General features: G+C 30.4%; 9 protein-coding genes. All 9 read left to right on the top strand.

Annotated elements, in window-relative coordinates; translation table 11 throughout:
• Positions 1-46: 46 nt before the first annotated feature.
• A complete protein-coding gene (locus tag FZC34_RS00455) occupies positions 47-1525 on the top strand; it encodes a hypothetical protein (protein WP_148971508.1) in 1479 nt (492 codons plus the stop codon).
• A 248-nt stretch (positions 1526-1773) separates the two neighbouring features.
• A complete protein-coding gene (locus FZC34_RS00450; RefSeq protein WP_148971507.1) occupies positions 1774-3549 on the top strand; it encodes an arginine--tRNA ligase in 1776 nt (591 codons plus the stop codon).
• A 205-nt stretch (positions 3550-3754) separates the two neighbouring features.
• A complete protein-coding gene (locus tag FZC34_RS00445) occupies positions 3755-4048 on the top strand; it encodes a hypothetical protein (protein ID WP_148971506.1) in 294 nt (97 codons plus the stop codon).
• A gap of 310 nt (positions 4049-4358) precedes the next feature.
• A complete protein-coding gene (locus tag FZC34_RS00440) occupies positions 4359-5378 on the top strand; it encodes a hypothetical protein (RefSeq protein ID WP_148971505.1) in 1020 nt (339 codons plus the stop codon).
• On the top strand, positions 5348-6520 hold the full coding sequence (locus FZC34_RS00435) for a hypothetical protein (RefSeq protein WP_148971504.1): 1173 nt from the start codon (positions 5348-5350) through the stop codon (positions 6518-6520). Before FZC34_RS00440 ends, FZC34_RS00435 begins: the two co-directional genes overlap by 31 nt.
• A gap of 5 nt (positions 6521-6525) precedes the next feature.
• Entirely contained in the window at positions 6526-8802 is a 2277-nt protein-coding gene (locus FZC34_RS00430; protein WP_148971503.1) for a mechanosensitive ion channel family protein, read from the top strand.
• 559 nt (positions 8803-9361) lie between these two features.
• Positions 9362-10438 carry an ABC transporter permease gene (locus FZC34_RS00425; protein WP_187440051.1) on the top strand — a complete coding sequence of 359 codons (1077 nt, stop codon included), beginning with the start codon at positions 9362-9364 and terminating at the stop codon, positions 10436-10438.
• On the top strand, positions 10438-11106 hold the full coding sequence (locus FZC34_RS00420) for an ABC transporter ATP-binding protein (RefSeq protein ID WP_148971501.1): 669 nt from the start codon (positions 10438-10440) through the stop codon (positions 11104-11106). The genes FZC34_RS00425 and FZC34_RS00420 overlap by 1 nt, the downstream gene beginning before the upstream one ends.
• The gene (locus tag FZC34_RS00415) at positions 11099-14284 is read left to right on the top strand and encodes a DNA polymerase III subunit alpha (RefSeq protein WP_148971500.1); all 3186 of its coding nucleotides are present in this window, start codon (positions 11099-11101) and stop codon (positions 14282-14284) included. The genes FZC34_RS00420 and FZC34_RS00415 overlap by 8 nt, the downstream gene beginning before the upstream one ends.
• Positions 14285-14747 lie beyond the last annotated feature (463 nt).

The following is a 14747-nucleotide window of genomic DNA, read 5'->3' as shown; positions in this document are numbered from 1 at the left end:
TTTCTCAGTAAAGTAGATCATAACTCATCAAAATCTAAGGAGAAAAATGAAAAATCTGTTATTACTATCTTTTGTGTTTTCACATTTATGCGCGATGCCTGGATCTGTTGAATCTGATTCCTCTAGATCATCATCTGGTTTATACGTAACTGCTCCAGAAAGCACTGTCTCACCAAGCACAACAGCAAATACCATGGTAACTCCATCTATTCAAAGCGCTACTGAGTCCTCTGGATTCCCACCATTTGACATTGGAAACTCTGAACAAGCAACTCAAGAACCAGATACTGCATCCAATGACTCATCAAATAGTAGTAAAAGCGCATTATATACAAATAGTGAAACAAGCAGTAAAAGATCATTGTATACAAATAGTAAAACAATATCTGAAGCGGGATCTACTTATATAGCAACTGCAGCAAAAAAATACAGATCTCACCATCTAACACCTACTGGAGTGAAACGTTTAGAGCGTTTGCATAATAGAGAAACTGAAGATAGAGCAGATGTTGTTGAAGATCGTTTTTCTGAAATTATTTATTTGTTTCAAGATATGGAAAATGATGAGAGAGAATATGCTGACCAGGACGAGCAAAACCAATTTGACCAATTCACTGCATTTCAATCTCATTTATTAACTATCCACGTAGCATTGCACCAATTACAACAAGATGAAATTCGTACTAGATCAATGCATGACCATGATGATAATTTATCACGTGAAGAATTGGCAGATCGTATGAATTTGATACATGAAGCGCACCTTGCAAATCAACATATTGCCCTATACTATGAACAATTGAAAAACTATTTGGCAATTGAAAAAGAACAAAAAATTGCTATGTTCGGGGGATTGGCAGATAAAAACGATAGCAATATAGTTCATAAATCCAATGAGCTGACTGATGGACACTTTGGTAATTACGAGACTGCTGCACGCCGATTCATTCAAAAAGAACAAAATGAAATATGGGTTAAACTAGCTGAGGCGCTTAACATGAACTATCAATTACAACACCAAACTATTACTAATAAACTAATCCAGCAATTAATGGCTAAAGATGTGCAGAATCAAGCAAAAATATCAAGTTTGGAAAAAGAAAATGCTGCACAAACAGCATTAATTGAGGAAATCAGACCAAGAATGCGTGAGAATATTTATATACAAACAAAAGATGGCTCTGCATATATATTAGTAGAGAAAGGGACCAAAATGCCATCTGTATTACAATATTGGTTTAAAGGAGCATTTGGAGAGCACAAAATAATACATAATTCTAAGGAGTTATGTGCTTCTGATATTAAACATGAAAACATAAATATATCTGTATTGACAAAAATAACTCAAAGAGAGTATGTGCCACTATGTTTCAAGAAAACAGATAGATCTATGGTTGAAATTTCCATTTATGAACCGTCACCAGACTCAATGAAATTTAGTATATCTTATAGGTATATATATTATTTACATGGCATATCCTATAATAATGGACCTTATAATCCTAACTTTGAAAGCACAAATTAAACAACAATACAAATCAAACTATCAAAAAAGATATTACCTAAAGCATATTGATCCCAATATTAACCTACAATCAAAATCTAATAAGAGCCCATAGCACCCAATTTACCAATCAGCTTAATCTTAATCTTCTCTAGTCAACGCGACCATTCACATACATAATACACAAATTGGGACCCTATTCAGCCTACATACCATTCCATAAAACTCATACCCTAGACATTTTCCCCACATTATATTACTCCTAAAGGATGGATTTCCTACAATTAGAAACGTATTTGACTGAAAAGTTACAAAAAATCACGGATGTAGAGAATATTTTCTTCTCCGCCAATAATGAGCATGCAGATTTGTCAACAAATATTCTGTTCCTGTTAAGTAAAAAGATGAAAAAATCCCCCAAAGAGGCGTTTGAGGTGATTCGCAGTAACTTGCAGGATGACTATATTAATAATATCGAAATTGCAAAGAATGGTTTTTTGAATTTCCACTTGTCAAATAAGTTTCTGCATGAAGGATTAAATAGCATAATTAATGATAAAAATGTTTTTGAACAAAATAATGAAAAAGTAAATGTAGAATTCGTATCAGCCAACCCAACTGGCCCATTACACTATGGAAATGCACGATCCGTTTATGGAGATGCGCTAGCAAATGTACTGAAATTTGCTGGGTATGATGTAACAAAAGAATATTACGTCAATGATGCTGGGAACCAAATAAATGTACTAGCAGATTCAGTTTTCTCTGAATATCTCAAATTACAAAACCTCCCTGAATTAGAGTTGGAAGAACAATACAAAGGGGAATATATCTCGGAAATTGCACAGAAAATATATGAATCAGATCCAAATAAATGGAATGCCGACAATTATGCCGAACATTTCAAATCTTTCAGTATGAATTACATTATCGACATTATCAAAGAAGATTTGCGTAGTGTTGGAATTGAACATGACGTTTGGGTTCATGAGACAAGCACCATTCGCCATATACCTGCTGCATTTGAAATATTGAAAAGCAAAGGCTTGATTTATGAAGGAAAATTAGGTGAAATTCAGAGTAAAAAAGGAATGGAATCCAACCAAACTCTTACCCTATTCCGTAGCTCACAATTTGGCGATTCAGAAGATAGAGCATTAACAAAAGCAAATGGAGAGCATACTTATTTCGCAAATGACATTGCATATTTCTATGATAAAATTCTCAGAAAATTCAAATGGCTAATTATTGTACTAGGAGCAGATCATGATGGATATCTCAAACGATTGCACAGTGCAGTAACTAACTTGGGTTCAGACATCAAATTGGATATGAAAACATGCCAAATCGTATTGTTCCAAAAAAATGGAGAAAATATTAAATTTTCAAAAAGGTTAGGAGATGCACTTGGATTACGAGAAGCTGCTGCCAATATTGGGAAAGATATGTTTAGATTCTTAATGTTAAGCAAAAGTTTGGACACACACTACACAGTGGATGCAGATAAAATCGTAAAACTATCTATGGAAAACCCATTCTACTATGTGCAATATGCCCACGCGCGCATCTCATCAATAATCAAATCTTATAGCTTGTCTGATTACAATACACCTAATCATGGAATGGATGATGTATCTTATAACGCAGAAGCAAATAAGCCAAATAATATAAAAGAACATAATACAAAACTTACAGAACATAATATAGAATTAACAAAACTGCACAATGTAAAGTTGGACTATAATTTTGACCTTCAATCTTTCACTCCATCAATGATCGATTTGCTAAAAATATTATTAGAATGGCGAAAATGCATAAAATCCATCGTAAGAACTTTAGAAATACATAAAACCACAAATTATGTTATGAATATTGCTGAAAAATTTCACTCTATTTGGAATGAAGGGAAAATTAATGCAGAAGATAGGTGGATTACTAAAGATGCAAAAGTGACAAATGATAGAATAGTGTTAATTGCAACAACATCTAAGATCATCTCTCAAGCATTAAATATTCTTGGCATAGAAGCATATCAGGAGCTTTGATTAAAATTCACATATTGCAATCTAATTACCTACTGTCCATCATGCCATTATATTGCACGATGGCACTGCTTATCTTACTAACCCCAACTGTAAAACAAATCCATGCCTAACCTATCTATACATATTATAATTCCTATCATGATATTGCATTATCGCTTCTCTCTACTCCTATAAATTATATATAAATTCAATTATAATTGTTGTAATGATACTATTTGCGTTAATTATGATTGTTCAGATTGCTTACACAAGCTTAAATTCTTACGCAACATCAAATCATAGAAAACCAAACCATGGCAATTTTATTTGCATCACAAATTTTATGTCTAAGAATATCAAAAAACAAGTCAAAATACTTGATACAATACCTAAGCCATGGACATTTGTTAATATATCTTCAAAAAAAATAGTAATATATATTCCTGCTGAAAGAAATCATGAAGACTTCATGGAAATATTAACAACATATGGGTTTGAATGCTGGAGCACATATGCTTAAATTCATTTCAAACACTATTCCGCATATATTGATTAGTTTATTAAGCGTTGTTATACAATTTTCACACCATAATCCAAATAAAAACTTTGTTTTTGTATTTATTTTTCACTTATGGTACTACGTATGCTTTTCACATATCCCTGTTTTTAAAGTCAGAAGATCCTTTGCAATAAAACTTCTTCATGCATTATTATTTATGCCATTTTGGTTCATAGGACAACAGTATTGTAATGCAATAATATACCATGTTTCATATTTCATAATGTATACCTTGTTTCTACATTTGCAATATAATCAATACAAAAAATCTATGCCTGATATTTTATGCATAAGTGATAATTTCTTGCGTAATTGGCCTGATATAATAGGATATAGAGTTATTGGAGAATTAAAATTAGAAAGCAATGACCTAAATAATGCAAAAAAAGCTATCAAACAAACAAATCCTAATGCAATATTATGGGCTTCTAAATTTGGGAAAGAATTTAAAAGCATATTACAGTTTTGCTTGGAAAATGAAATTTGTATGAATATATTAAAAGGCGATGAAATACAAATGCCATCCATTGCTAATTGCTTAGAAGAAAAAGAAGGCACAATACAGATATATGATGAAAAGATAATTTTATTTGGATCTAATTTAACCTTCTTGAAAAAATTGTTCGATTCATTATCGTATAAAAATGAAGTATATGTTTTCCTCAATAAAAAACCATCTATTTTAAATAAATTGTATTTCCGAAAACTATTTAATAAACAGATTATATACAAATACAATATAGAAAAATATCTAAAAGAAAACCAATACTATCTGATTAATATTGATGGATTGATTTCATTCACATCGAAAGATAAAGATATTAATTTTCTTCACCAAGTGGAGTATTTGTCGAAAATATGCCAAGTACATAAATCAAACTTCCTATTACTCATGACACAAATCTATACAAACATACCAGAATCTTCAAAACAAATGATTATCGCTGCTGAAAATATAACACAAAATTATAAAGGAGAAACTCTCAGATTACCTTACATTGCAATTGATACAAGATATGATTTATATAGCTCAAAATTTAAGAAAAAATTAATTAATAACGCAAATATAAGTGATTATGGTTCATGGATTAGCATGGATTCAGCAATAAATAAAATTGCTGAAAACTTAAAACAAAGCCAAGATATTCATATTCATGGGTCTTTTTTGTCAAGAAATGAAATATATCATGCATTAAATATGATACAAAGATCTTGGAATATATGGCCTAAAAAGTTAGATTATATAAGAGGTCACAAAACATGCAATCATCCTATAAGTCAAAATTCATAATTTTAAGCGTATTTTTAATGTTTATTCCATCATTAATAGATGTATTTTCTAGAAAAGGAACCAAAATTGGATCTGTAGAAATAACCAATCATACAAGATTAGCTTATGTGAAAAAATATAAGGATCAATCTGAAGCTCTTAACAATTTCATTGCAGATGCGTTATTAAAATCAAAATATATAGATTCAGAGTTGCAGGTACCAAAAAATTTGATAATCAAACATGCAAGACAAGATAAATCAACTAATTTATCTAATCAAGATAAAATGATTATACACGAAAATAAAATCATAAAGGATCAAATCATAAAGGCTGTTACAAATAGCGTGATTATTACAAACGATATGGCCACTGCATATGCAAAGGGGTTATTACAACTCAGGTCTGGGAAGAAAACTATAGTTAATTATGATCAGATCAAAATGGATTTTTCTGAAGAAATCTTAAAAAAACATTATGCTAAAAATAAGAATTTATTTATATCTAATAGAGTTGTACGAGCTTCTATGTTAATCATAGATGAAAATAAAGTGTCAAAGGATAATCTTCAATCACTAATCGCCAATGGAGCAAGTATCCATGAATTAAAAGATAAATACGAAGGGCAGATAGAAGGAATCTCTTGGATTAATAGATCTATGCGCCATAATAAATACACATTCTTAAATTCAGAACAAAAATCTAAAGAACATTTCTATAGCGCTAGCGATGGAAATATTATTTATGTAAAGGTTGTAGAAATCATTCCAAGCAAGCAAAAAAGCTATGAAGAATCAGAACCTCAAATTCAAACTAATTTACGTAAAGAATTTGCAATTAATAACATAATGCAAGTTACTAAAAATGCTAAATGGGAAAATATTCCTAATCAAACCCTAAATCGCAAAGGAAATGCAGATAATATTGTTCTGTTTTTAACTAACAAAGATGAGATGAATTATTATGTAGATGGCAATAAACTAACCATTATTCATACTAATGAAGTACAAGATATTGAACCAACCCTAGAGCAAATCAGTAGAAGCAAGTCAGCTCTTACAAAATATTTTGCATCACTGACTTATCGCAACTTCATGCAATCTGTAGGGCTATCTTATCAAGATAGCTTACATACATTCTTTAATAATGCGAGAAATAGGTAGAAACAATGTGGAAACTCACTAAACTTACTAATAAATTCATTGAGTTAATTGGCAAATCTAACACAGCTAATAATACAGCTAACAGTGCCAGCAATATAATAAGGCAAATACAAGCACAATCAAAACAAGCATTCACATGCTTAACAGTGTTTGTTTGCTTTTTTGCGTTTATACACGCAGAGAAAGTGCTTACACATGAAAAAAAAGATATGTTATCTCAACAAAGCATATCAAAAAACTCAAATATGTCAGAAAACTCACAACAAAACGTCCCAGATAATGCTCAGAACAAAGTCGAAACTAGCAGCATAGATCAAGTAAATCAAAAATTAGACCAAATGCAACAAGAGATAAATAAAATTTCAAGCGCATTGAAAGAGTCCTCTCAAGGAACAAAGAAGCCTCAGGAAAGCGAACAAACTGAGCATAAAAAAACAAAAACTGTAGTTGCTAATATATCTAAAACAATTTCTACTGTATATAAAACATTAAGAAAATCCATTAAGTTTGTATTTACAAATCATGACACACACATTCTAATGAAAAATGCATTTACAGATTTATTAAAATTAGCACTTGCTAGTTTGGTAATAGCATATGTAGTGTTTTTCGCGTTTAGAAAGCTAATACAGTATTATAAAAGTATATATAATAATAAGTGGCATGAAATAACACTGGATTTCACTTATGTAATATTTTTTCTGTCACTTATTTTATCTCTGTATTTTCTTCCAGAATTGGAATTAATTATCAGAAATACAAATTCTTTCATAAATAGTGTGATGCAATTCTTATTTATAAGTGTGATGAGAATTATATTTAGCATGTTTATTATAAGAACCACAAAAACATTACTAAGCTATATCAGGAACAAAATAGTACAAAATATGAAAAAGCATATTATACGAAGTGTGATTTTGATTTGCTTAACATGGTCTGTGGGAGATATTCTTAAATATTTTATTGCAATATATGAAATTAATCACCTTAATGCTGTAATCATGGAAGATATCACCCTTATAATTAATTTTTTCTATACATTAATTATCATACAAACCTTAATTGCATTAAGGCAAAAACTAAAACACAAATTTGAAAATAAGAATATATGGGTTAGGAATTTTACAGGATTACAGTCATTATCTCTTTTGATTCTATATATTATGATGATATTTTGGATAAATCTGGACATTTCTTATAAACTAACTAGAACAATAGCATCTATGTCACTATGGCCATCCTTAGTTGCAGCATCAATATTCTTAAGAAAATATATAATTACTTATTTACGAAATCTTGATTATCACTATCGATCCCGCTTAAATGATACATACCTAAAAATATTAAGGGTCATTAGAAGATCAGTTGCTCCTTTAGCTGTAATGACTACTTTAAAAATTTGGGGGATATCATTATATAAAAACATATCTGTTATTATTCATAACACATTATTAGATAAGCTCATTGGATTACTGTACCTTATTGCATTTTCATTTGCCATTATGAGCATTATGAGACATATACTCACTAATTGGTTGATTCGAAAAATCAAACATGACTCTGATAATAATAGAAAATTCGAAATTTTATTCAATATATTCATGTCTGGATCAAAATTCATCATTATATTTATAGGGTTTCTGACATCATTATCAATATTAGGATACAACACATCTCAGATCATTCCTGCTTTGGGTTTTTTGTCAGCTGGTTTGTCAGTTAGTATTAGGGATATGATTACTGACTTACTAAATGGACTATTTATTATTATGGATAATACTATTATGGTTGGTGATTTGATTGTGATTAATGGGAAAAATGCAAAAGTAGAAGACATGACTTTAAGGTATATGCAAGTCAGGCAAGATAGTGGAACATTAATTACAATACCATTCCATAAAGTGAACGAAGTATTTAATAAAAGCAGAAATTTCATGGCAGTTATTATGAATGTTGCCGTTACTTATGATACAAATCCTGAAGATGCTATGGCTACTATAGAAGAAGGGTTTAATATGCTTAGAGAAATGCATACATTCAAACACAAAGTATTTATTCCTCTAGAAATGAGAGGGCTATCTGAAGTGAATGGAATTTATTATACAGTTCAAGCAAAATTAAAAGTTATGCCTGGACACCAGTTTATGGCTCAGAGAGCATTTAATAAAATCATAAAAGAATTATTTGATACTAAAGGCATTAAAATGCCTGCAGAAATCACACTGGGCCATTTACAAAAATCCCCCTCTACAATCACAGCATTGCCAGACTCTCTAGTGTAACAAGCATGAAGATCTCAAAACTGATAAGGACCTGAAGAAAACTTTAGGATATGCAGGGTATATGGGCAACTGTAAGGGATTCATAATGCACTAGTATGGTAATTAATATATATTAGAAAACCATATAGTGTAAAAAATCCTAATAATTAATAGGCAACCTATATAGTGTGACAAACCCTCTAATATATACAAACTTCTTAGCAGCAGATTCTTAATATATATAGCGTGCTATCATATCTTGCTTTCTATTTATTATGATTTTTTCCAACTTCTCTTCACTTATATAGATATGCATCTATATATGGGATCCTTTCACTAATTATTCCTCCGTCATAGCACCATATCTTTTCCTAACTAATGCTCTCTATCGTAGTTTTTCTAGCTAATTATTGATCATAACCACTACCAGATATATCCTAAAAATTGTATCCTAATGTTAATGATAATCTTAGCTCTGAAATACTTTTTTCTCTCTTTAAGAACTCAAAGAAAAGTGATATGGATCACTATTATTAGTATCGGTGTTAGTATTGGAACTTTAATTACTTCAATATCTATTATGAATGGCTTTCAAAATTCTGTTTTAGAACGAATATTACATATATATGGGCATATGGATGTATACTCTAATTCTCTTGATAAAAAAATACATTTAATCAAAAAAAAGAGTTGGTATAAACATCATATTAAGGTCAGTGAGAAACAAGGAATATTATCACATAATAACGAAACTCAAGGTGTGAAAATTATTGGGATCAGTCGAGAAAATTGCGATTACATTGTGCAAGACAAATGGGTTAATAAATCTGATAAAATCAAACCTTCACCTAAAACCCCTATTATTATGGTTGGTGAGAAATTGGCTCAAAATTTCAGATTATCACCTAATTCAATTGCAAAGCTATTTATTCCATATGGCGTATTATCTAGTAAAATTTCGATCAAACCACTTGATGTAAAAGTTAGCTCTATATTCAAATTGGGATTTCATTCTTTTGATAAAAATGTAATTTTTGTAATAGGAAATAGTTTGGATAAATACTCATTAGGGTTCGAGCAAAGCCAATACCTATTCTATACAAACAATCCTGAAAACATTGATAATATCCAGCAAGATTTATACGACTTATCTGGAAAATCTTATTCTATATGGACATGGAAGGATACAAACCCATCTTTAAGGCAAATGTTTAATATGCAGAATATAATCTTAGCAGTATTTATAGGAATGTTTATCTTTTGTTGTATGTTACAAAGCACAAATAGTTTATGGATATTGATTTCTGAAAGAGTTCAAGATATTAGTCTGTTAAAATCATTTGGAGCAAGCAAATTGCAGATTTTCTCTCTTTTTGCATATTTAGGACTATTTATCAGCATTGGGAGTATAGCTTTTGGTTTGATATTTGGATTATCTCTTGTATATGCATTCCCAAAAATATATGGATTTATACATAAAACATATGGATATACAATGGTGCATCAAGAATCATTTGGTTTTTCTGAATTTCACCCTAAAATATTCATGTCAGACCTTCTATTAATTGTATCAATATCATTTATAATCATGATGATTATACTTATGAATATTGCTCGCCAATCTAATAAAGTAGATATCATTAAAGGGTTAAACTAATGCTTTTACAGTTCAAAAACATTTCATTTGGGTATGATAAAAATGAAAACATTATAGAAAACTTAAATTTTGAATTAAACCAGGGCGAACTAGCTGTGATCGAAGGTAAATCAGGTTCAGGTAAATCTACTTTCCTACATATAGCAGGATTAATAGCTTATCCACAAAGTGGGGTAGTAACGTTTATGGATGAAAGTTTAAACAAGACAAAAAAATTATTTAAGTTCAGAAGAAACATAGGGTATATTTTTCAATCTCATATGCTATGGAAAGATTTATCTGTAAGAGAAAATGTAGCCATGCCATTGATTTTGCAAGGCATTGGCAGAAAAAACGCTTATGAAGCGGCAGAAAGATGGTTGTGTGATGTTGGGCTAGAGAAACATATAAAAGCTTCTGTAACACAAATATCTGGAGGAGAGCAACAAAGAGTTGGGTTGGCCAGAGCTTTTGTACATAACCCGAAGCTTATTCTAGCAGATGAACCAACAGGTAATTTAGATGATGAAACTGGAGATAAAATAATGCATTTATGCATTAGAATTGCTAGGAAAAACAAAACTGCAATAATCTGTGTAACACATAATAAAAAATGGAATCATATGTTTGATAGTGAATATTATTTCAAAAAAGGCAATCTATCTTCGATAAGGAGAATCAATGCCTAGTTACATTCCATTAGGGATTAGAACATCATATTCTTTACTGCAAAGCTCTATCAGAATATCAGAATTAAAGAACCAAGATCAATTCAAGGAATTTGGAATTGTTGATCAGCATAATATGTTTGGAACCATGGATTACAATGAAAATCTAGCAAATAGTGGAGTCAAACCCATTACTGGATGTGAGCTTAATTTGAATGGCAAATATCAAATCCTAGTTTATTGCAAGAATCAAATTGGGTATAAAAATCTATGTAAAATCATAAGTAATAGCTATAGAGATAAAGAGCCATCTGTATATTGGGATGATTTTCAGAATGCAGATGGGTTGATGGCTATTGCAATTCCAGGACAGATATGTGATCAAGATCAAATCCAGGAATGTGTTAAAAATATGGAAAAATATTTTTATGGAAACTGGGCAGTAGGGATTAAAAATCGAGATACAGATGAGTATGATGCATGCTATATGTCAAGCATATGCTCAACACCAATTGTTGCTATACCTGATATTAGGTGTATGAAAAAAGAGCAAAATCAAGCATACCATGCACTTACATGTATTAAAAATGGGAAATATTTTGATGAAGACTTCAATCAAGAGCTTCACTTACCATCTTCAGAAGAAATGGAAGAACTATATAGTGATTGGCCTACCCCTCTAGAAAACACATTTTTATTTGCAAAAAAATGCTCATTTTTATTAAAAAAGAAGAAGCCTGAATTACCTAATTTCTCACCAATTCCAGAAGGAATGACTGAGCAAGAATATTTACATCATAAAGCATTCGAAGGATTAGCAACAAAGGTTAATTTAGAAAAAAGTAGTAATAAGCAGAATTCAAAGAATCATATCAATGATTTAGAAACGTATAAGAAACGACTAGAATTTGAATTAGGTGTAATCAATAAGATGGGTTTTGATGGGTATTTCCTTATTGTTGCAGATTTCATAAATTGGGCAAAAGAAAATGGTGTTCCTGTTGGGCCTGGTCGTGGATCTGGAGCAGGATCACTAGTTGCATATTGTATAGGAATCACTGCAATTGACCCATTGAATTTTGGATTGGTATTTGAAAGATTCCTTAACCCTGGACGAGTAAGCATGCCTGATTTTGATATAGACTTTTGCCCAAAAGGCAGAGGAAAAGTTGTAAATTACATTATTGATAAATATGGGAAAGATAACGTAGCACACATCATAACATTTGGATCATTACAATCTAAAGGTGTTTTAAGGGATGTCGGTCGAATCTTGCAAGTACCCTACCCTGTTGTTGATAGATACTCAAAAGCAATTCCTGTGATTCAAGGAACAAACCTAAGCTTAAATAAATTCATGGAAAACAATGATGACTTAGATCAAGAAATGCAACAAAATGATGGAGTCAAAAAAATGTTTGAGCTCAGCTTAAAAATTGAGGGATTACATAGGCATGCCTCGATACATGCGGCAGGAATTGTGATTGGTAAGGAGCCATTATATAACTACTTGCCACTATATAGAGAGCATAACTTAACTGTCACTCAATTTTCTTTGAACCATATTGAAGATGCTGGATTAGTAAAATTCGATTTGCTAGGATTAACTGCATTAACAATAATTAGTGATACAGAAAAACTAGTCAAAAACAACCACCCTGATTTTGATATAAATAATATACCAATAGATGATGACCATACTCTAAATATATTCCGAAATGGGCATACTGTAGGAATTTTCCAATTTGAAAGTAAGGGAATGACTGAAGCTGTGGTTGGATTAAAACCAGAGGTGTTTGAAGACTTAATTGCTGTCATATCACTATATAGGCCTGGACCAATGGAAAACATCCCTACTTTCATCAAGCGAAAACATGGAGTTCTACCAATAAACTATCTGTTTCCTGAAATGGAAGCAACACTAAAATCAACTTATGGTGTATTAGTATATCAAGAACAAGTACTAGAAATTGCTCGAAATATGGCTGGATATTCAATGCAAGAGGCTGATCTAATGAGAAGAGCAATTGGTAAGAAGAAGCCAGAAGAGATGAAAAAGCTAAAATCGGAGTTTGTGAGTAGAATTTGTAGTCAAATGAAATCAAATGAAGAAAAAGCGACTGAATTATTTGATCAAATTGAAAGTTTTGCTCGATACGCGTTTGTTAAAGCTCACGCTACTCCTTACGCGTTAATAGGATATCAATCAGCTTATTTAAAAGCGAATCACCCTATACAGTTCATCGTATCTTCAATGATATTAGAAAAAAACAATACAGAAAAATTAGCAGAATTTATTTATGAAGGTAAAAGAATGAAAATCAATACTTTATTACCAGATATAAATAAATCACATGAAATTTTTACAATAGAAGGTAAGGAGATTAGATTCGGACTTAGTGCTATAAAGAATGTAAGCATTAACTGTATAAAAAATATTATTGCAAATAAACCATTTCATAATATTGATGATTTTTTTAAAAGAACTAGTATTAGTAAGAAATCTCTAGAAAATTTAATCAAATCTGGAGCATTTGATTCATTAGAAAAAAATCGAGCATTAGTATGGGAAAAAAGAAATAAAGATTACCAATCTCCTGCATTGTTATTTGAAACTAATGAACAAGCAGAAGAGTGGGATGAAGAAACAAAATCTCAATATGAATATGAAGCATTAGGAATATATATTACAGGGCATCCATTATCAAAATTAGACACAAGAAAAATGAATATAGAATGGATTTCTCAACGAGAAAGCAAAGAAGAGCATATTACTGGAATTGGTAAATTAGAAAAAGTAATTAGCAAAAAAAGCCCAAACGGAGATGCATATTCAATTTGTATAGCATCAGATCCATTTGGTATTTGGCGTTTTATTTCAAGAGAAAAACAGGATTCACTATCAAAATTTGTTAATCAAAAAATTTGTATTACTGGAGAAGATAAAGCAAAATTCATCATTTCTAATACTGTACAATCATTTGAACAATTTTTATTAACAATAGAGCAAATTATATTTACAATCGATAATAAGGCTAATTTACTAAGTTTATATAAAACCATACAAGATGATTTGACACAAAGCAAAGGCACTAAAGTAATGCTGCATTTCTCACAAGAAAATCCTATAATTGTTGGGAAAATAAATTTATCTGAAGATGTTTTAAATAAAATATCAGAATTCAATTGGAAGATTTAATAATATAAACGCATAAATCAATTATACATGCAGATATATGAATTTAACTGTTTTATTTGAACATATTATTATAAAAGCATATTAATACAACTCACTATATATAAACATAACTTAGTCACTATATATATAATTATAAAAGCAAAATAAAAATTGTATATTGGCCATATAAAGTTTATTAAAGTGGTTTTAATCTACATACTTGATATCATCATTAAAAGCATAATTTATATCAATAACTCAAATGAATATGGCTTGTTTATATAGAGTAATAAAGTATTGTTTTTCCTTTATAAGTGAATTCTCACTTTTAAATAAACTAACTGATGTTTTATCATAAAAAATAGCATAAATGCATATCGAGCAAAGCTTTCAATCTGATCAAAATTCAGTCGCTTTCTATTCAATTGGGTATAAATTCTACTCATAAACTTAGCTTCTTCCTATCAATTGCTTCTATCTTATA

The sequence above is a fragment of the Candidatus Cytomitobacter primus genome (genome assembly GCF_008189405.1).
In the GTDB taxonomy this organism is placed as follows: Bacteria; Pseudomonadota; Alphaproteobacteria; order CAJXXZ01; family 1604HC; genus Cytomitobacter; species Cytomitobacter primus.
Note: the sequence above shows the minus strand (reverse complement) of the source record. Positions and strands in the feature narration are given on the sequence as shown.